Here is a 19,913-nt window from a genome sequence, read left to right as displayed (position 1 = left end):
TCACAACGCCCGCCTCAGTGCGCCAACGAGGTGGTCGACATCGGACTCGGTATGTGTTGCCCGCAGCGTGATGCGAATCCGAGACGTTCCATTCGGAACCGTCGGCGGACGTATCGCGGGAGCATTCACGCCGGCCTCACGGAGTTGGCGCGAAAGTTCCAGCGCGGCGCGCGGATCGCCGACGATCATGTTCACGATCGGTCCGAGTCCGTCGGGGACTCGAAAACCGATTGCGCGCACGCGTTGGCGGAGATCACCTGCGAGGCGCAACAGATGCGCACGTTGCGTGTCGTAAGTCCTCGCGAGGCGGACTGCGATTCGGGCGGCGTCGGCAAGTACGGGTGGGAGTGCGGTATCGAAGATGAACGTTCGGGCAACGGTCTGCAAGAATTCGATCACCGGTCTTGGTCCTGCGACGAATCCGCCGTGCGCGCCGAAGGCTTTGGACAGCGTTCCGATGACAACGACCCGGGGATCGTCGATTCCGTGGGCGAGACCGCCGCCGAATTCGCCGAGAATTCCGAGCGCATGGGCTTCGTCGATGAGCAGGACGTCGTCTGGTCGCAAAGACCGGGCGATCGCTCCAACGTCAATGGCATCGCCCTCCATGCCGAAGAGTGATTCCGTTAGGACCAGCTTGCTCGCCTCTCCCATTCTTGGAAGGGTCGCATGCGGATAGATTGTCTTCGTGAGTTTCGTGAGACGCAAGCCGTCGATCAGACATGCGTGATTCAACTGATCGGAAAAGCCGGTCTCGACGACGCGCGCTAAGCCACCGATTGCACCGAGAGCTGCGTGATAACCGGAGCTAAACAAGAGCGCTTTCTCGCGACCAACGAACGACGCAAGATCCTCTTCGAGCAGTCGATGGGCGTTGTGAGCGCCCGCGAGTAGGCGCGAACCACCCGATCCGACTCGCGTTGCGTCGTTGAGGGCGGCAACAACATCGGGATGTTGCGATAGTCCGAGGTAGTCGTTTGAGGAGAAATCGAGCAGCGAGCCCTCAGCGAATGCGCTCTGCTGTTGCACGACACGCCGGAGCTCTTGCCGCTCGAGATTCCTGAGCTCATCCGCGATTCGATCCAGGTATGTGATTGTCTCAGTGTTCGTGGGCATCGAGTACCTCGTTCAGAGCTTTCACGAAACCCACCAAATCCTCCGCGCGCGAGGCGAGTGGCGGAACGAGTTGGATTGCATTTCCGAGAGGGCGCGTAAAGTGGCCGCGTTCATACATTGCGTCGGCAACACCCCAGGCGACGCTTTTCGGATGCTCGATTTGAAGCGCATCGGGATTCAGCTCGATCGCACACATTAGCCCGGCGCGACGGATTTCGCGCACGCTCCTCCGGTTACTAAGCGAACGAAGGACAACATCCAGCGCGCTGCCGAGATTCAAGGCGTGCTCGAGCGTGTTCTCGCGCTCGAATACCTCGAGCGACGCGATCGCGGCCGCACACGCGATCGGATTTCCCGCGTACGAGTGACCGTGGAAGAACTGTCGTCCCTCGTTGAAATCACCGAGGAAGCTTTCGTAGATGTGTTCGCGCGTTAAGGTTGCAGAGAGCGGCAGCGTGCCGCCGGTGAGGCCTTTGCCCACGCACATAATGTCGGGTTCGAGCGCAAGATCCGTAGAGGCGAACATCGGTCCGGTTCGTCCGAAGCCTGTTGCAATCTCGTCGACGATAAGAAGCGGTCGTCGATCGCGGCGCGCGCGAAGCGGCTCGTAGAGGTGGGTGGGAATGATGTGCATGCCGGCCGCGGCCTGCACGACGGGCTCGATGATGACAGCCGCAAGGTCGTCGCGTTGGAGAACGTCGCTCGCGCCTTCGTACGGCAGCGTTTCGAAAAGAACAGGGGCAAAGTGTTCTTTAAACAGCGCGATATCGGAGACACTCATACCTCCCGCCGTGTCGCCGTGGTAAGCATTCGTGAGACGAGCGAAACGCCGCCTATGCGCTTTGCCGATATTCTGCCAATACTGGAGCGCCATTTTCAGCGCGACTTCGACGGCCGAGGCGCCGTCGGAGGAGAAAAACACGCGATCGAATCCGCTGAGCTTGGCGAGTTGTTCGGCAAGCGCGACCGCCGGCAGATTTGCCGCCCCAAGCGTCGTCGCATGATCGAGTATCGCTGCCTGATGTGCGATTGCCTCGACGATGTGCGGATGTCCGTGTCCATGAATCGTCGTCCATACCGAGGAGATCGCATCGAACAGGCGTCTGCCGTGAGCGTCGACGAGCGTGCACCCTTCGCCGCGCACGAATGTCCGTTCCCCGATGTCGAACCCGCGCATTTGCGTGAACGGCAACCAGATGTGTCCCATGTTAGGCCGGGAGTCGAAGGTTGAGCCGGATGGCGGCAAGGCGTAGGGCGATGGTCGCGAGCGATCCGGCGATGAGTCCGGTCTGGGTGTCGGCGCCGATCGCTCTGGCTACCAAATAGACGATCGCGCCAAGCGCCGCGCACGTTGCGTAGAGCTGCGTTCGTGCGAAAATTGTTGGAATCTCGTTGCAGACAACATCGCGCAATACGCCACCAACCGATCCGGTGATGACGCCCATAACGATTGCGATGAGGACGGGCGTGTTCATATCGGCGGCAATCTGGGCTCCCGTAGCGCTGAAAACACCCAGGCCAATCGCATCGGGAATGGCGATCGCGCTGGGCGTGAGCGTCACCCGACGAGATACAAAAAATGCGACCACCGCGATTGCCAAGACGAAGGCAACATACGACTGCTCGGTCACCCAAAAGATTGGATAACGTCCGAGTAAGATGTCGCGGACCGTTCCTCCGCCGAACGCGGTAAGAAACGCGGCTGCGCTGATGCCCACAAGGTCCATCTGTTTTCGCCGCGCTTCGATAACGCCGGAAACCGCGAATGCGACCACGCCGACAAGCGTCATGACGTAAATCGACGTAGTCATCGGGCGAAGAGCGGCGTCGCAACGAGACCGTTTAGAACGAACTGGACCGCGAGCGCGGCCAGAATGATTCCGAGTAGGCGCGTGACGACGTGTATCCCCGTGCTGCCGATGCGTCCAACGATAGCCGCCGCGGCGCGCATACATGCCCACGTTGCGGCGAGAGCGGCTGCAAAACCGGCAATCATGAAGGCAGGGAGCGTGATGCCGAGATAGTGCAGGATCGCGCGACCGAGCAATCCCATGACGGCAATAACAATGGCCGCGACTATAACAGCTTGGTCAATGGTGCGGCCGCGTGATTGCGGCGGGACGCTCGCGGTCGCGGCCAGTGTCAACGGAATCATGCCGATTGGGTCGATGATGGTAAACGCGGTCGCGATAGAAGTAGCAATGAAACCCGCGTTCATAATGTGATTAGTCGGCAGAGACGTCTGCGACGCCTGCGTTCAATTGCGCTTAAGCGCGAGAGCAAGAACAACGATCAAGGCCGTCAGAGCTAGTTCCGAAAAGAAACGGTTTCTGAAATCTTCTATCGTCATTTTTGGTTAATGCGCGTCCGTTAGCTTGCCGCCGCCACTGCGGTAAGTGCCTCGCGCCCGAGCCGATGACAAAAATCGCCGAAACTCTCCTCATCCTCACCTTCTTGTTGCCATCGCCGTAAGAGCGGCGCGACCGTCGACGCAAGTTCATTCAGGCGAATGCCTGTCGCAAAGAGCCAGTTCAGTCGCGTGTTCGCCCAGTCGCCGCCGAGAAAGATGTCGTACAGATCCTTGGACCGTCCGACGAAACCGATGTCGCCCATGTACGGTCGAGCGCAACCGTTCGGGCATCCCGTCATGCGAATACTAAGCGGCCGATCCTCGAAACCTAGCTGTTCGAGTTCGGCGTCGATCGCTGCGACGACATCAGGGAGCACGCGCTCAGCATCAGTCAGAGCTAAGCCGCACGTTGGTAGCGCAGGACACGCCATGGCGTGCCGGTGCGCGCCGAGCTTTCGCGGATCGATGGCGACGCGATGCGATTCGAAGAGCCGCGTCAGCTCAGGAATATCTGGTACAAGGATATCCGTCAGCAAGATATTCTGCTGCGCCGTGAGGTGCACGCCCGGACGGAAGCGGTCGATGACGGTGCGCAGAGCCGTCCGCAATTCCGATGTTTCGTCGTCTTTGATTCGGCCGTTCTCGATGAATAGACCGAAGCACCAACGTCCGTTGGGCTGCGGCTGCCACCCAAGGTGATCGTCGACCTCGCTTAAACGGACCGGCCGCGGCGCGCGTAGTGGTATGTCGCTGCGACGTTGCACTTCCGTGCGGAACCACGCGATGCCACGCTCCTCGACGAGGTATTTGAGGCGCGCATGCTTTCGGTTGTTGCGATCGCCCCAGTCCCGATACGTCGTGACAATGGCCTCGACGATCCCCAGGACATCGTCCGAAACGGCGAAACAAAGTGATGTACCGAGTCGTGGATACGTCGCCGTTTTGCCGTGCGTCATTCCCATGCCGCCACCGACGAGTATCGTAAATCCGAGGAGCCGTTCACCCTCCACGTCTGCGACAAGACCGATATCTTGCGTATAGACATCAACGCAGTTGTCGTCAGGCCGCGCGATGCCGATCTTGAATTTGCGCGGCAGATACGTCGGACCATAAATCGGTTCGACGTCGGGAGTGGCTTGTTCGACGCGTTCGCCGTCGACCCAAATCTCGCGGTAACCGCGCGTTGCCGGGGTCAGGTGACGCGCGATTGCTTGCGCAATTTCTACTATCGCTTCGTCAGCGGACGTTCGGATCGGTGCTGGGCACGTCATGACGTTGCGATTCACGTCCCCGCAGGCTGCAAGCGTCGTGAGATCAGCGGAATTGATCTCGGCGATCGCACTACGCAAATCTCCCTTGAGGACGCCGTGATGCTGAAATCCTTGTCGGGTCGTGATCCGCAGCGTGCCGTTGCCGTATTTGTCCGCGAGTGTTTCTTCGGCTAAGTATTGCGCTGCGGACAAAACGCCACCGGGCACGCGCGTGCGAATCATGAACTGGTACGCTTTGCCGGAACCCTCGTCGCGACGCGCTCGGCGCTGGTCGCGATCCTCTTGCTGGTAGCTCCCGTGAAACTTGAGAAGGTTTGCGTCGGACTCCGAAAGGTTAGGACTGTCGTTAAGAAGTTGTTCCGCGATCGTTCCACGTAAGAAGTCGCTCTCGGCTTTTACTGATTCAACTTTGCTGCCGACACCGGCGCCGAGTTCGAGCAGATGATCACTCATGGATCACCGTAATGCGATTGTAGGCCCGGGCAATAGCTAAGTGAGGGATGTGCTGCGTTGTCGCAACGGGCGCTTCCATGACTGTCTCTCCTTGTTCGATGGGAAGAGAAAATGAAGAGCCCCCGCCGAATCGGCGAGGGCTCTACGCAGCCATGCAGGGCACGCGTCTAAGCGCTACGCCGATCCCCGCAGGGGCGAGATACAACACATCATCATCGCGTACACGCTCAACATTGCAACCGACGGTAACACGTCACAATCGCATAGTCAAGTAGCGTCTATTATCTTAAATACCTTTAAGAGAATAGTACGTTTGGTCGACTAGAAACGTTGTTTGCCCAAAGAATCGTGTCGGAAGAAATATGGCGAGCGCCTCCTAAGCCCTAGGTTCGCGGTTCGATTCCGTCAGGTCGCGCAATTCTTCTCATCGGCACGACGTCGTGATCGCGCACGTACATGCCCTTGAGTTCCTTACGTTATCGCTGGGCGAGCGTGTCCGCCTGCGCCTCCGGAACAGCCAGGATCTTTCATAAAGGTCGCTTCGACTTTGGCCTCAAGCGTATTCGTTACGAACGGCGTCGGCGGCGGTTTGGGGAGCGATTGTGAAAAGTCGCGCGCCGCTCTAAAGCGACGCGAAGAAAATTCAACATAATGTAACTCCGTTCTGCAGCGCTTGCGTGGGAAGCAGGAACTCCTCTGCAAAGGCACGCGCACACAGACGCACAATGTGGCGGTTGTATGCCTACTGCGTCCGCGAGGAGCGACGTCGAGTCAACTTACGCATGGATGCGTCTCGCCATCGCTGTATTGCTCAGCACGGTCGGCGGAGTCGGCATGTGGTCGGTGATCGTAGCCTTGCCTGCAGTGCAAGCAGAGTTCGGCGTCTCGCGCGCAGAGGCGGCACTGCCCTACACGTTTGCAATGATCGGCTTCGGGCTAGGCGGCATCGTCATCGGCCGGCTTGTCGATCGATTCGGCATCGTGCGGCCAATCGTTGGCGCTACGATATTGCTGGGGCTTGGCTATATCGCGGCGTCCCGCGCACCGAACCTTTGGCTCTTCGCCGCCGCACATGGCACGATGATAGGCGTCGGCAGTGCGGCGACGTTCGCGCCGCTGCTCGCAGACATCTCGCATTGGTTCGCGCGACGCCGAGGGATCGCTGTCGCCATTTGCGCGTGCGGCAATTATCTGGCCGGCGCCAGTTGGCCGCCCGTTGTGCAACATTTCATCAGCAACATCGGTTGGCGTGAGACGCATTTTTGGATCGGCGTCTTTTGCATTGCCGCCATGCTGCCACTTGCTCTCGCGCTGCGTCGTAAGCCGCCGTCGCAAACGGAAACCGCAGGACGCGACGGCGCTGCCGGCTCGGAAGCAAAGCTAGGTTTGTCGCCGAACGCCCTGCAAGCTGCGCTCGCGCTCGCAGGTGTCGGCTGCTGCGTTGCGATGTCGATGCCGCAAGTGCACATCGTTGCGTACTGCGGTGATCTCGGCTACGGTGTTTCCCGCGGTGCCCAGATGCTTTCGCTCATGCTCGGCTTCGGGATCGTGAGCCGGATCGGTTCGGGCTGGATCGCCGATCGTTTGGGCGGACTTGCGACGCTTTTTCTCGGGTCAGTCTTGCAGTGTGTCGCACTGCTGCTTTATCTCGGTTTTCACGGCCTCAATTCGCTCTACGTGATTTCGGCCTTGTTCGGCTTGTTCCAAGGCGGCATCGTACCGTGCTACGCCATCATCGTGCGCGAGTATCTACCCTCAAACGAGGCCGGGGCGCGCGTCGGTATCGCGATGATGGCAACGCTCGCGGGCATGGCGCTCGGAGGCTGGCTCTCCGGTGTAATCTTCGATATCACCGGATCCTACAACGCGGCTTTCGGTAACGGCGTACTGTGGAATTTGCTGAATGGCTCAATCGTGCTGTGGCTGCTGCTCCGCCGGCAGAGATGGCAATTGGCCGTGCCACTCTAACTCGTCGACGCTCGCAAAGAGCGGTGCATCGGTACGAAGCGTGGCCAGATCCTTGAATAAGAGCGCCAAGCGCTGCTGCTCGCCGAGAATCTCCGGCGGGAATTGCTCGATCGCACCGTACTGCCTCAGCAAAGAAACTGCACCTTTTGGTCCGATCCCTCGGATGCCCGGATAGCCATCGGCGGAGTCGCCGACGAGCGCCAAGTAGTCGGGAATCAACTCCGGATCCACTCCGAATTTTGCGCGCACGCCCTCGGCGTTACGAATGGTCTTGCTTCTTCGGTCGATTTGCACGACACGATCGTCGCGCACGCACTGCGCGAGATCCTTATCCGGTGTCCAAATGCAGACTTTCTGCACGCGAGGATCGCGCGCAGCGATCGCGGCCGCTGACGCCAGCGCGTCGTCGGCTTCGAGCTCGATCATCGCCCACACCGTCACTCCCATCGCGCGCAGCGCGTCTTCGAGCGGCTCGAACTGTGCCCGGAGCGCGCGTTCGATGCCATCTCCCGTTTTATACCCGGGCCAAAGCTCGTTGCGGAAAGACTCGATGACGTGATCCGTGGCTACGCCGAGATGTGTAGCGCCTTCGCCGATCATCTGCCGCACGGTATTGACCACGCCGGAAACCGCGCCGAGTGGCCGGTCGCTGCCTCCGGTAAAGCGGCGCAATCCATAGAAATGCCGGAAAAGCTCGTAGGTCCCGTCGACGAGATGTACGATCATGCCGCGCCTTTTCGCTGTTGCAGGCCGATTCAGCCCTTTCCGAAAGACTACAAAAGTAATGAAAAAGCAGACAACGACGTTATCAAGCGTCCTGGAAGTACACGGCAGCGACTTCACCGAGGCCGTTTTGGACCCGCAGCTCGTTCGCAAACATCCCGTGTTCTCGTTCAAGTTCGCTTGTGGGGCGACGGCACACGGTCAGGGCGCCGATGCAGTGACGATGAAGGAAAAGTGTGGCGTTCACAAGCGGCGTCTTCGCTCGCGTACGCTCGCTAAGGTTTAATCCCGCAGGTTCCGAAAGTTCGGCTTGCGCGGGCGCGCATAACGACGCGTCATTGACGGAGGCGAAATGGAGGACGTTAGGAACGGAGCCCCGCGCTGCGTTGTCTTCAGGGATGGCGGGACGGGAGTCGCCCTCGAAGATCTGAGCGAGATCAACCAAATTATCCAGCAGCCGGGTGCTAATGTTTGGCTCGATTTAGTCGATCCATCACCGCAACTCGTCGAGATGCTGGAGATGGAATTTGGCTTTCACCCGCTTGCGCTCGAAGATGCAACCGTAGCTCACGAACGTCCGAAAGCAGACGAGTACACCGATTATTGGCTGGTAGTAGCGCACGGAATCAGCGGCACCGCGGAAAACTTTGTCGCCCATGAGATTGCAATCTTTGCTTCACATCGTTATGTCGTAACGATCCGCCATTTTCCGCCGTATCCGCTCGATGAAGTCGAACGCCGGTGGTTGCGGGAAGGTGGAAAGATCAAGCACGAAAGTGCGGCTCTCGTCTACTTACTCCTCGATACGATGGTTGACGGATATTCGAAGGTTGCCGACGGCTTCGGCCGCAGGGTTGCCGAAATCGAGGAGATGCTTTTCGCCGGCGATCACGAGCCACAGGAATTTCTTCGCGAAGTCTTCGCTATCCGCAACGACTCGATGCGGCTGCGCCGTTCGATCGCGCCGATGCGCGAAATTTTGAATGCTATCATCCACACCCCGAATGATATCTTCAAGCGGCAAGAGGTAGAGTATTATCGCGACATTCGCGACCACTCCCTACGCGCGCTGGATGAACTCGAAATGGCGCGCGATGCAGCCGGGGCAGCGCTCGACATGCAATTTCGTATCGAGAGTCAGCGTCAAAACGACGTCGTCAAGCAGCTCACTGTGATCGCAACAATATTTCTTCCGCTAACATTCGTGACCGGCTTTTTCGGTCAGAACTTCGGATGGATGGTGTCGCATATCGACGGCCTAAAACCATTCGCGTTTTTCGGCATGTTCCTGGATGTGGCAATAGTCGCCGGCTTGCTGGCCTGGTTCAAGATAAAGCGCTGGCTCTAAGTTGGCCATTTGCATGGATGCACTTGGATAGGAATCGGGGAAACACGCCCGTGTGGAGGCGCTAAAAGCCGAACGGGACTTAAGCGCGAGCGGGCGGGTGCGCGTCCGAGTCGGGTGCGAGTTTGAATTGAGTTGTGGAGCACCGACGCCGGCAGTCGTGATGGTGCAGCCCAAGCTGGAGAGCGGCCTCGCGATCGGAGAGGAGCATTGGGACGTCGAGCCCGAGACGCCGTTTCGGGACGGCATCGACGCGGCCGGAAACGACGTGCGGCGCCTCGTTCTTTCACAGGGCGACGTCCTGTTGCGCTACGACGCGATCGTGACGACGTCGAGCGATGTGGATGCGACCGATCCGTCAGCACTGCACATCGACCCGCATGAACTTTCTGACGAGATGTTGATCTATCTACTCCCAAGCCGTTTTTGCCCGTCTGACGTGCTCGTGGATAAAGCGTGGGAACTGTTCGGCGGCGTTGAGCCGGGTTGGTCGCGCGTTCAAGCAATCTCGGATTGGGTGCACCAAAACATCCGGTTTGAATACGGCGGCAGCACAGCGATGACGAGTGCAGCGGAAACCTTCGAGCGACGTGCCGGCGTATGCAGGGACTTCACACATCTTGCGGTCGCGTTTTGCCGCGCGCTCAACATACCGGCGCGGTACGCCTTCGGTTATCTTCCGGATATCGGTGTGACGCCGCCGGACGCGCCGATGGATTTTTGTGCATGGCTGGAAGTGTATCTGTCCGGGCGCTGGTGGACGTTCGACCCGCGCAACAACCAGCGACGCATCGCGCACATCGTGGTCGGACGCGGACGCGACGCAGCCGACGTTCCAATGATCATGACATTCGGAATGACGACACTAACCAAAATGACCGTTTGGGCGGATCAGGTCTTGCCGGCTGCGTAACGCGATCTACGCTCCTTTTCCGCTTCCGGCGTAGAAAATAATTTTGAGGATGGCCTGCGGAACCGTAACCAGCGTGTTCGGATCGCCGTAGGCCATATAAATCTCTTCGCGTTTCAGGCGGAGATGATATGCAACGGATATGTTGGAGCATGTACCGGTGCAGTTGCCGCCACCGTTTGGTACGGGCGGCGTGCCGTTGACGCGGCGCAAGCCGATTGCAAACGAAGAGTCGCGGTTGAGCTGATACGCGTACGACGCGGTCTCGAACCACTGAATGTTGTTCGGGACCGCGGGCATCCATTGCGCGGTCTCATCGACGGCGAGCGAAATTGCGCCTCGGTCGCCGACCCGAATGGTCGTCGTGCGCAGCCACGTGTCGAGCCGGCCATCGCCGAAACGTCCGGTGTTGTAATAAAGCCAGGTTGGATACGCCGATGAGCCGTGATTGGGGCAGCAGAAATTTCCCGGACCCTCTTGCAGCCCGCTATGGTACATGAGGCTGAAGCCTGCGTTCTGTGACACCGGCGTAAGCGTTTGTCCGAAGCGCCAATAGTCGGAACCCGTATAGAGTTGGAAATCCCATGCGCTCTTCGTAAGGACGTCAAGCGAAAGAATCTGATCGCTCTGCGATTGTCCGTACAGCGTGCCTTGATAGCGGTCCAAGAGGCCGCCGATACCGATTGCCGCGAGTTTACTCGATCCGGAAAATAGCCAAATCTTACCGGCGTAGAAACCGTAACCCGCAATGTCCGGGTGCGCATCGAAGCCGTCGACCGGGTTGAAATCTGCTCCGACCTTCTTTAGCGCGGCGTTGAAATTGAAGGTGGGACTTTGCCAACCGAAGCCTGCGTCGATCGAAGACGATTGCGAGGGGTTCAGCACGTTCGTCCCAGCGTCGGTCGCATAGCGGACGTATCCGTTGAGATACTTGAGGCTGTTCCAGTTGAGCCCAATCTCATTGGAATCATCGATAATGCCGGGAAGATCCGCGGCAACGTGCTGAAACTCCGAGTGCCATTGCGAGTCTGAGGACGTATAGTCGACCGCCGCCGCACTATCGTTACGAGCGTCCCCGATTGCATCGAATGCCGCAAATCCGAAGTCGCCCTGTTTGCCCTCAAAGGCATAACCTTGCGATGGCGTCGGTATGGCCGGCGTATACAGCGTGGTGTGGAGATCTAAGCATACGTTGCAGCCGAAGGTGTTGTAAAAGGGCGCGGCTTGCGTGAAGAACGGCCGCACTTCGCTGTACACGCGTTGCACGATGGTTGGCGCGATCGTTTGTTGATCGAGCTCGACGTTGGAATAGTCCGGATGGAACGTCGAATAGAATGCCGACGTCTGCGTGATCGGAACGGAGAGGTCGGCACCGACGCGCGACGTCGATCCACCGGCTCCGGCGGTCGCAACCGATCCGAGTGCATATGGAGCTAACCGCGGCGCCGGCCTCGCTGCAGTGGTAGTCGCGGCAGGCATCGTGAGAACGCCCGCGCGTGCTGCATCGTCGGGGGACGTCTGCAGACTGTCATAGGACCACACGTACACCGCACCGGTGTTGCGAACGTAGCGAATGAACTGTGCGCGCCACGCGCCGCTGTGCACGCCGTGAATCACAGCAAGCGGAATCGCCATCGTTACGGTGTAGCCGCCATCGTAGATTGTGCCGTGCGATTCCCAGCGCGGCGCGAAGGCGGTGTTTTCGGTGGACGCTTCGTTGTGCGAACCGCTCGCGTTCGCTTCAAACTGATATTGAAAGCCGCCGGCACCAGTCGGCCACAAATCTACCCAAACGGCATCGTCGTTAAAGGCGATGCTTCCGTTGCCGCCGGTGCTTCCGCCGGCGACCAAATCGTCGCTCTGCTGCGAGATGACGACCGGCGTGCGTTGCGTCGCATCGAAACGGACGTACAGAAACTTGCCGTCGGTTGCAACGTGCACGACGGTCGGATCTGCGGCGGCCCGTTGATGCGGAACGTCCCAGGTTAGCGGCAGGCTGACGCTCTCGGTCCAAACGCTTACGCTCGCGGCAGGGTCGAGCGAGACATTCGCCTTGAGTTTCGGCACGTCGGTGCGCAACGTTGCAGCCGAGGTGGTCGTGCAAAGGAAGCCGGCTACGAATACGATAAGGCCCGCGCGTCGGAACAGCGCTTTCCACATATAACTAATTTTATAGTTGTCAACGACTAATTGTCAAGTAGTTGCGTGAAATTGAAGCTAGCACGGTAAGTTGCTGATTCTTGAATCCTGAAGTGGCGGCGCTCTACGCGCGCATTCCGAAGATCGAGTGCCGGCAGAAATGTCAGGATTTTTGCGGCGCGATCATTCAGCTCGGTGCGTTTACGGAAGCGGAACGGCCGGAGATCGAACACGTGGCTCACGCTGCACAGGTCGATCGTGCACCGGACGCGTCGCCGCTCGCGTGCAGCGCGCTCGACCGCAATGGCCGATGCACGATCTACGCGGAGCGGCCGGCGATTTGCCGGTTTTTCGGAGTCGTCGAAGGCATGACGTGTCCGCATGGATGCGAACCCGAGCGATTACTTTCGCACGCTGAAATGAGTGAGATTCTGAACGCTTTGGCTGCGATTGCGGGACCCGGTCGATTTGCGGCAGCGAAAAAAACCTTGGCAAGCGCCACTCGGGAAGATCTGATCAAGCACATATCGGAGTCGCTGTTACGCGGCTCTGACCTTTAGCCGTCTAAACTAGGACTTACGGCCCTCGCTCCGCCCCGTGGCGGAAAACGAAGATAGATGTGTGCGCAGCACTACCGATGGAGTCCACTTCGGCCCCGCGGACGGGATCCGCGCGCTTGCGATTGCGCTCGTCTTTTTGGATCATGTCGGCCTGCGTTCGCCGGAGCGTTCCGCCTTCGTCGTAGCACTTTCGCTCGGAAGCGGAGGACTCGGTGTTGCTGCGCTCTTCGTTTTGAGCGGCTTTCTCCTCTCGGTTCCGTATCTTCGCGCCATCATCGATCGTGACCGCGAGGTGCCGTCGTCCTTACATTACGCCGAGGCGCGCTTCTTGCGCATCTATCCGCTATATGCGTTCGCGGTCATCACGATCGCGATCTTTGTCGTCATGTTCGAACGGCACGCGATTCCGCTCAATGCTTGGGACGTTATTTCGCATCTGACGTTCTTGAACGATCTGCGTTCATCGACCGTCGTTTCGGTTTCGCCGGTCTTCTGGACAATGGCGGTTGACGCCGGTTTCTACATCATGCTTCCGCTAGCGGCGTGGTGGGCGTATCGCGAGACCGCAAAACATTCGCGCCAGGCGCGGATCGCGTTCGTCGTCCGCGGGCTCAGCATCGTCATTCTCGCGAGCATTGTGTATCGCGTCGTAGCCGGCGCGGTTTTTCATCCTTTGGATTCAGCCGACGTCGTCGTCGCAATTCGCAACATCCCCGGAATGGCCGGGTTGTTTGCCGTCGGCATCATCGCGCAGGTCCTCATCCGCGAAAACGCGTCGCGCGAGCTCCTGCGGCGGCACGCCGGCGTCGTGCTCAGTGTAGCGATTGCCGGAATCGCAATCTATTTCGTCCTGCAGCTCTCCATGGTGCTCGTTGAAGGGATCGGCTCCTCGGGCATACTCGCCGTCGACGACACGATCGCCGCGATCGGGGCTGCGAGCATTCTGCTCTTCCTGGTTGCGGATTCGCGCCGCCCGCTTTCGCAGCTGCTATCGTCGCGTACGATGGTGGTCGCGGCGGCGCTCTCGTACGGATGGTATTTGTTCCATCCGACCGCGCTCGATGCGATCCAGAAGGTCGGCACGATGGTCTTCGGTCCGTTCGGCACCGCGCATCCCGACGTGTTGTACGCCGGCGTCGTGCTCGCTACGGTGCTGGTCTTACTGCCGTTTTGTTATGCGATCCACATCGGGATCGAGCGGCCCTTCTTGCGGAAGAAGAACCGGATTCTCTCCGGTGACGGGCCGAAAATCGTCCCGACGATCTCAACTGCCGAGGTTTCGATACCTTCCCGGTGAGATCCCGACTTCTCTCGAGAACCAGCGCGTGAAATAGAACCGATCGCGTATTCCGACGCGCGATCCGATTTCTCCAATCGTCAAGCGGTGGTCTTTAAGCAATTGCTGTGCGCGAGTGAGGCGCAACCGGCTCAGGTAGCTGTGCGGCGTTACGCCGGTCAAGGCTTTGAACTGACGCAAGCATGTGAAGGGCGATACGTTGATACTGGCCGCAATGTCACCGAGCGCGATGTCCTCGAAGGCGTGCTGTTCGATGAAACGCTTGGCGCGCTGAATGCGCAAAGATCGCTGAGGCGAGCGGTCGCCGTCGAGCGAAGCACGCGAGACGTGACCGAAGACTTCAAAGATGAACGAGTCGAATTCGTCCGTCGAATCGATCGTCAAGCAACGCGAAAGATCCGGCACGCGCAACCGATTGATCACCTGGTCGTCAAACATCGGTTCTTCCGGATCGAGTGCGCCGGGTCGCAGACACGCGATGTGACCCGGATTGGACGCATTCTTCTCGTGCTTGCAACCGAAGTGAAGCCCGGTCGTACCGGCGACGAGCGTTTGAGAATCTACCGTCGCGCCGCCCCGCTTGCCGTGGAATTCCCACGAGCCGCTGAGTGTTTGTCCGACCATCGGCGCGCTGAACGTCTTGTCGTCGACGCGCCGCGACGTGTGCAAGGACGGCTCGTACCGGTAGAGCACACACAGCGCCGACCAGCGGATTGGCACGTGCACTCCGCATCCGAGATCGACAGGCTTGGGGTCCGATTGTGCCGTCATGTCTTTATGGGATGGAAAAGATTAGGACGACACCGTCCGCTTGCCTCCAACACGGCGGTGTCGTCCCTGGAGAATTGTTCCTCGCGGCGCATGAGAGGGAATCAACACAGAAAGCGTTATGCGGGTCGTTCAAAAGACTTTTGGACGAAATTGACCTCTTGTTAGCTGAGGACCGTTACGTCGCTATCGTCGTCGCGCACCAAAACCTGCGTTGTGAAGCGCTTCAATCCGGCGTAGCCGTTGATGCTGGAGCGAACCGTAAAGCGATGCAACTGTTGACTGTTTTCCGTCAGCACGCCCCCATACTCGTAGACGACGGGCAACGGTTTTTGCGGATCGATTCGCGAGCGGATCCGCAGCTCGCTGAGCATTCGTTCACGAAACTGCAGCGGCAAGAGATTCTTGGCTTCCGTTTCCGCGAGCGGGATCGATTCGAGTTGAGTTACCGGCGCTGAACTACGTCCGGTGATGGAGCGGATTACCGCGTCCCAATCGTGCGCGTTAATTTTTTCGAATTGCAGTCCGTAATACGGAGCCTCTTTGCCGCGATACTGCGTCGTCGTTCCCCAGATCTTGCGCAAACGTACGGCGACCGGCTGGCCCCCGAGGTCGATTCGCACGTCGAAGACGTCGGCCAGAATCGGCGATAGTGTGATCATGCACATCCCGCCGCCGCTCAGGTCGACGCCCTGAGCGAAGATCCAACGGGTACCGTCTAAGCTGTACTCGACGTCGAAATCCCGTTTGACACGAGGGAACCGTCTGCGATTGCGCTCGCATCCCGTGTACCAGCCGACAAGCGCTGCGAACATCGGTTACACCCCCTGGTAACCCAATTATAAGCGTTTACGGTTTGTAAAGCCTGTGCTCGCGGCGATAGTTTAGAACCGACTTTCGTCTGGGTAACTCCCGTGAGGGGAGGCCGGGGCTTATTTCAGTCCTTCGCGAGTCGCGTTTTCTCGACAAGCCCGTCTTGTGGCAGATTTCGCCGGAAATGACCCGGCGGGTCGCCGAATTCGACTGGGCATCGACTCCGCTTGGCCCGACCTCGACCTGGTCGCCGGCGCTTCGAAGCACCGTCGAAAACGTGCTCGCCTGCGGCTTTGGGCTCTTGCTGTGGTGGGGCGAAGACCTCATCCAGATCTATAACGATGCCTACCGGCCAGTTTTAGGAGCGAAGCATCCGGACCGGGCGCTGGGACAGCCAACGCGCGAGTGCTGGAATGAGATATTCGATGTCATCGGCCCGCTCATCTATCAGCCACTTCACGGAGGGGCGCCGTCGGTCAGCGATGATCTCGAGCTTGTCCTGCGTCGCAACGGCTTCGAGGAAGAGACGCATTTCAGCGTCGCCTACAGTCCGGTCTTCGATGAAAGCGTCGAGAGTGGAATCGGCGGCGTGCTCGCGACGGTGCAAGAGACGACCGAGAAGGTTATCGGCGAGCGTCGCATGCGATTGCTGCGCGACCTCGCGGCTGCCGCAACGCAAGCCAAGACGGTCGTCGAGCAGTGTCAGCTCGCAGTCGATAACATGGCGCGGCACGGCCGCGACGTTCCCTTTTCGTTCATCTACCTGAAAGATGGCGAAAGTGGTAATTTTCAGCTTGCCGCATCCGCGGGCGTAGACGATGCAGATGCGGCGCGTTGGAGATTCGATCCGAAGCTTCGGCCCGGCTCCGTCGAACTGGTCGATAGTTCTTTCGGCGTTTGCGCTTGCACGCCGATTCCATCCAGCGCCGGGAACGAGTCGACCGGCGTGCTCGTCGCGGGCGTCAGTCCGATCATGCGGTTCGATGAGCGTTACGTTGATTTCTGTGCACTCGTCGCGGCACAGATCGGCTCCGCGATCGCGAGCGCGCGCGTGCACGAAGAAGAACGCCGGCGCGCGGAGGCCCTGGCGGAAATCGATCGCGCGAAGAACGTGTTCTTCTCCAACGTCAGCCACGAGTTTCGCACCCCGCTGACGCTGATGCTCGGGCCGCTTTCCGATCTCTCGAAAACCGTTGGAGCCAGGGAAAAGCCACTCGTCGACTCCGCGTATCGCAATTCGCTGCGGCTGCTCAAGCTCGTCAACACGCTGCTGGAGTTCTCGCGGCTCGAGGCCGGAAGAGCCGAAGCGACCTACGCCAAAACCGATCTCGCCGCGTTGACGGAAGAGATCTGCAGCGTCTTCCGCTCGGCGATTGAGAGCGCCGGGTTGAAGTACCGCGTCGACGTCGCGCTCGACGGTCCCGTCTATGTCGACCGTTCGATGTGGGAGAAGATCGTTCTCAATCTGCTCTCGAACGCGCTGAAATTTACGCTCGCGGGAGAGATCCGCGTTTCGTTGCGGCGCGCCCGCGGTTACGCCGAGCTGCGCGTGAGCGATTCGGGTGTGGGAATTCCGGCCGGTGAACTGCCGCACGTCTTCGAACGTTTTCGACGAGTGCGCGCAACGACGTCGCGCTCACACGAGGGCAGCGGCATCGGATTGGCGCTCGTGAAGGATCTCGTCGATCTGCACCGCGGATCGATCCAGGCTGAAAGCGAATTTCGCAAGGGCACGACGTTCATCGTGCGCGTTCCATTCGGCAGCGCGCATCTTGATGCCGAGGCCGTCGAGAACGAGCCATCCGCCGTCCTACGCTCCGGCGAAATCGCAGAGCAGTACCTGGCTGAAGTCGATTCGACGATTACGCGTTCCGCGGAAACGTCCGCGCCGCCCGGACCGGCCACCGGCGCGAAACAGCGGTCGCGCATTCTTCTTGCGGATGACAACGGCGATTTGCGCGATTATGTATCGCGCTTGCTCTCGCGCGAGTACGACGTGACCGCAGTTCGAAACGGCGTAGAAGCGCTCGACGCCGCGCGCGAACTGCGATTCGACGCGATCATCAGTGACGTCATGATGCCGGAAATGGACGGCTTTGAGCTACTCAAAGCCGTGCGCGCCGATCCGGACCTTGCGACGACGCCGTTCATCATGCTCTCGGCGCGCGCCGGGCCGGAACACGCTCTCGAAGGTGTTACAATCGGTGCGGATGACTACATCGCCAAACCGTTTTCCGCTGAGGAACTGCGCGCGCGAGTACGCGCAAACCTGAACGCGGGAGAAATTCGTCAACGGGCGTGGGAGCTTTCCGAAGAGCAATTTCGGACGTTCGCGGAAGCCGTTCCCGTCATCGTGTGGAGCGCGACTCCCGACGGCTACGTGGATTGGTATAACAATCGCTGGTACGCGTACACAGGGCACGATCCGGAAGAATCCCTCGGTTGGGGATGGCAAGGCGTTCCGCACCTCGAGGATTTGCCGAAGATCATGGAGGCGTGGCCGCATTCGCTCGCGACCGGCGCGCGATTCGAAATGGAGCTGCGATTGCGCGGCCGCGACGGGCGCTATCGCTGGTTCCTGACGCGCGCCGAAGCGCATCGCGACGACTGCGGAAACATCGTCCGCTGGTACGGCAGCTACGTCGACGTCGATGCGCAGAAGCATGCGTTGGAAGGATCGAAGCGGGTCGCCGAAGCGCTGCAAAGCGTCTTCTTGCCCGACAGACTTCCGCGCACGGCCAACGTGCGCTTCGATGCGATCTACGTGGCAGCCGAAAAGGATGCGCTCATCGGCGGCGATTGGTTTGACGCCGTGCAACTGCCCAATGGCAGCATCCTCATCTCGATCGGCGACGTAGCGGGTCACGGTGTCGGCGCATCCATAACGGCTGCATCGATCCGGCAGTCGATGATCGGATATGCTTTGACCGGTGCCGATCCGGCTGAAATCTTGAAGCACGCAAACCGGGTTACGCGTTTTCAATATCCCGAGACGTTCGCTACCGCGATCGTTGGAATCATCGATCGCAGCTGCGAGGTTCTGTCGTACGCCTCTGCAGGCCATCCGGCTCCCTTTCTGGCCGAAACGCGGGATGCGCCGGCTCGCCCGCTCGATGCGGGCGGAATTCCACTTGGGATTGCCGACACGATGGAAACCGTGCTGCACCGCTTGCCGATCACGAGAGATGCGGTGCTCGTGCTATACACCGACGGCCTTACCGAGTTTGCGCGCGACATCGAACGTGCCGAGAAAACGATGCGCTCCGTAATGAGCGATCTCGTTGGAAACGCGAGCGTTGCGCATCCGGCGGTAGCCGTTCAAAAAGCGGTCCTTGGTGAGAATCGTCCCGTCGACGACGTCGCGATCCTTTTGGCGCAGTTCGGAACCGTTGATTCTAGGATGCTGCCGGTCGATCCCGAGAGCCTCGTTAAGGAATGGCGCTTCCACTCCAGCGATGCGCAAACGGCGCGAACGTCACGTCACGAGCTAACGAAATTCATTCACGCGCACGCTGCTGATATGGAATCGGTCTACGTCGCCGAGCTGATCTTCGGCGAAATCCTCGCCAACACGGTCGAGCACGCTCCAGGTCTGGTTCTGATTCGCATCGATTGGTCGGATGAGCTGCCGGTTGCCACGATTCGCGATAGCGGTCCCGGTTTACGCTACATCATCGCACGGCTTCCCGAAACACTCGACGATGGCGGCCGCGGATTGTTTCTCATCAAAGCGCTTGCCGCGGACGTCAGCATCGACCAAACGAGCGATGCGGGCACGGAATTGCGCGTCGTGCTTCCCGTGCCTCGCAAAGCCTATTGAGTTAGAGCCCGCAGGACGCCAACACCGCATCGTTACCGCGGAAATCCCGAACCAGCGCGCGGTTTGGGAAACGTGACGATTGCAAGCGAGCCGGATTCCGGTACGCGATCCAGATTTGCAAGCCGAAGCAAGCACTCCCGGATTCGGTATCCGTCGTCTCGTGTCCGGTGGCGACTGCGTGCCGGTCGATGCAGAGATTTTGACCCATCGCACAATGCGTTGAAAACGCTATGCACGCTACCGTACATAAAACTAGAGATCTAGACCGTCGCGGCGGTAACCCTCGTCACATTTTGCCGCCGGTTCGAAGGAGCCGAGCGCGCGCTCGAAAATTGCTCCCATCGCTCGATGAGGAAAGTCGCATTTCTTGTCGCGCTCCT

The 19,913-nt window shown here is 59.4% G+C and carries 17 protein-coding genes; 7 read left to right on the top strand and 10 right to left on the bottom strand.

Features of this window, described 5'->3' with window-relative positions:
• The 5 genes from VGG22_07035 to VGG22_07015 all read right to left on the bottom strand — a co-directional run bounded on the left by VGG22_07035 (position 1) and on the right by VGG22_07015 (position 5,190).
• Positions 1-1,116, bottom strand: a complete 1,116-nt coding sequence (locus VGG22_07035; protein ID HEY1728108.1) for an 8-amino-7-oxononanoate synthase — start codon at positions 1,114-1,116, stop codon at positions 1-3.
• On the bottom strand, positions 1,100-2,323 hold the full coding sequence (bioA, locus tag VGG22_07030; GenBank protein ID HEY1728107.1) for an adenosylmethionine--8-amino-7-oxononanoate transaminase: 1,224 nt from the start codon (positions 2,321-2,323) through the stop codon (positions 1,100-1,102). The genes VGG22_07035 and bioA overlap by 17 nt, the downstream gene beginning before the upstream one ends.
• 1 nt (position 2,324) lies before the next feature.
• Positions 2,325-2,927: a trimeric intracellular cation channel family protein gene (locus tag VGG22_07025; GenBank protein ID HEY1728106.1), complete on the bottom strand. Its 603-nt coding sequence runs from the start codon at positions 2,925-2,927 to the stop codon at positions 2,325-2,327.
• Complete coding sequence (locus VGG22_07020; protein ID HEY1728105.1) at positions 2,924-3,334, bottom strand: MarC family protein; 411 nt, start codon at positions 3,332-3,334, stop codon at positions 2,924-2,926. Before VGG22_07020 ends, VGG22_07025 begins: the two co-directional genes overlap by 4 nt.
• A gap of 152 nt (positions 3,335-3,486) precedes the next feature.
• Positions 3,487-5,190: an NADPH-dependent assimilatory sulfite reductase hemoprotein subunit gene (locus tag VGG22_07015; GenBank protein ID HEY1728104.1), complete on the bottom strand. Its 1,704-nt coding sequence runs from the start codon at positions 5,188-5,190 to the stop codon at positions 3,487-3,489.
• A 786-nt stretch (positions 5,191-5,976) separates the two neighbouring features.
• Between VGG22_07015 and VGG22_07010 the strand changes: the two genes are divergently transcribed.
• Positions 5,977-7,158, top strand: coding sequence for an MFS transporter (locus VGG22_07010; GenBank protein ID HEY1728103.1), 1,182 nt, complete (start codon positions 5,977-5,979; stop codon positions 7,156-7,158).
• Here VGG22_07010 and VGG22_07005 read toward each other — a convergent pair.
• Positions 7,099-7,884, bottom strand: a complete 786-nt coding sequence (locus VGG22_07005; protein ID HEY1728102.1) for a 5'-3' exonuclease H3TH domain-containing protein — start codon at positions 7,882-7,884, stop codon at positions 7,099-7,101. The two genes, VGG22_07010 and VGG22_07005, sit on opposite strands and share 60 nt — an antisense overlap.
• 58 nt (positions 7,885-7,942) lie before the next feature.
• Between VGG22_07005 and VGG22_07000 the strand changes: the two genes are divergently transcribed.
• The 3 genes from VGG22_07000 to VGG22_06990 all read left to right on the top strand — a co-directional run bounded on the left by VGG22_07000 (position 7,943) and on the right by VGG22_06990 (position 10,139).
• On the top strand, positions 7,943-8,167 hold the full coding sequence (locus VGG22_07000) for a hypothetical protein (GenBank protein ID HEY1728101.1): 225 nt from the start codon (positions 7,943-7,945) through the stop codon (positions 8,165-8,167).
• A 66-nt stretch (positions 8,168-8,233) separates the two neighbouring features.
• Complete coding sequence (locus tag VGG22_06995) at positions 8,234-9,229, top strand: magnesium transporter CorA family protein (protein ID HEY1728100.1); 996 nt, start codon at positions 8,234-8,236, stop codon at positions 9,227-9,229.
• Positions 9,230-9,356: 127 nt separating this feature from the next.
• Positions 9,357-10,139: a transglutaminase family protein gene (locus tag VGG22_06990; GenBank protein ID HEY1728099.1), complete on the top strand. Its 783-nt coding sequence runs from the start codon at positions 9,357-9,359 to the stop codon at positions 10,137-10,139.
• A 6-nt stretch (positions 10,140-10,145) separates the two neighbouring features.
• On the opposite strand, the gene VGG22_06985 is transcribed toward VGG22_06990, so the two are convergent.
• Positions 10,146-12,296: a hypothetical protein gene (locus VGG22_06985; protein HEY1728098.1), complete on the bottom strand. Its 2,151-nt coding sequence runs from the start codon at positions 12,294-12,296 to the stop codon at positions 10,146-10,148.
• A gap of 80 nt (positions 12,297-12,376) precedes the next feature.
• Between VGG22_06985 and VGG22_06980 the strand changes: the two genes are divergently transcribed.
• Both VGG22_06980 and VGG22_06975 read left to right on the top strand, forming a co-directional pair.
• Positions 12,377-12,835 (top strand): YkgJ family cysteine cluster protein, encoded by a 459-nt coding sequence (locus tag VGG22_06980; protein HEY1728097.1) that lies wholly within the window; start codon positions 12,377-12,379, stop codon positions 12,833-12,835.
• Positions 12,836-12,896: 61 nt separating this feature from the next.
• Positions 12,897-14,132 carry an acyltransferase gene (locus tag VGG22_06975; GenBank protein HEY1728096.1) on the top strand — a complete coding sequence of 412 codons (1,236 nt, stop codon included), beginning with the start codon at positions 12,897-12,899 and terminating at the stop codon, positions 14,130-14,132.
• Here the strand turns inward: VGG22_06975 and VGG22_06970 are convergent.
• Positions 14,100-14,852, bottom strand: coding sequence for an AraC family transcriptional regulator (locus tag VGG22_06970; protein ID HEY1728095.1), 753 nt, complete (start codon positions 14,850-14,852; stop codon positions 14,100-14,102). The two genes, VGG22_06975 and VGG22_06970, sit on opposite strands and share 33 nt — an antisense overlap.
• A 212-nt stretch (positions 14,853-15,064) precedes the next feature.
• On the bottom strand, positions 15,065-15,715 hold the full coding sequence (locus VGG22_06965; GenBank protein HEY1728094.1) for a PilZ domain-containing protein: 651 nt from the start codon (positions 15,713-15,715) through the stop codon (positions 15,065-15,067).
• Between the two features lie 182 nt (positions 15,716-15,897).
• Between VGG22_06965 and VGG22_06960 the strand changes: the two genes are divergently transcribed.
• Complete coding sequence (locus tag VGG22_06960; GenBank protein ID HEY1728093.1) at positions 15,898-19,533, top strand: SpoIIE family protein phosphatase; 3,636 nt, start codon at positions 15,898-15,900, stop codon at positions 19,531-19,533.
• Position 19,534: 1 nt separating this feature from the next.
• On the opposite strand, the gene VGG22_06955 is transcribed toward VGG22_06960, so the two are convergent.
• On the bottom strand, positions 19,535-19,741 hold the full coding sequence (locus tag VGG22_06955; protein ID HEY1728092.1) for a hypothetical protein: 207 nt from the start codon (positions 19,739-19,741) through the stop codon (positions 19,535-19,537).
• Between the last annotated feature and the right edge of the window lie 172 nt (positions 19,742-19,913).

Source organism: Candidatus Baltobacteraceae bacterium, assembly GCA_036489885.1.
Classification (GTDB): domain Bacteria; phylum Vulcanimicrobiota; class Vulcanimicrobiia; order Vulcanimicrobiales; family Vulcanimicrobiaceae; genus JAFAMS01.
The sequence above is the reverse complement of the archived record's forward strand: the minus strand, read 5'-3'. Positions and strand labels throughout refer to the sequence as shown.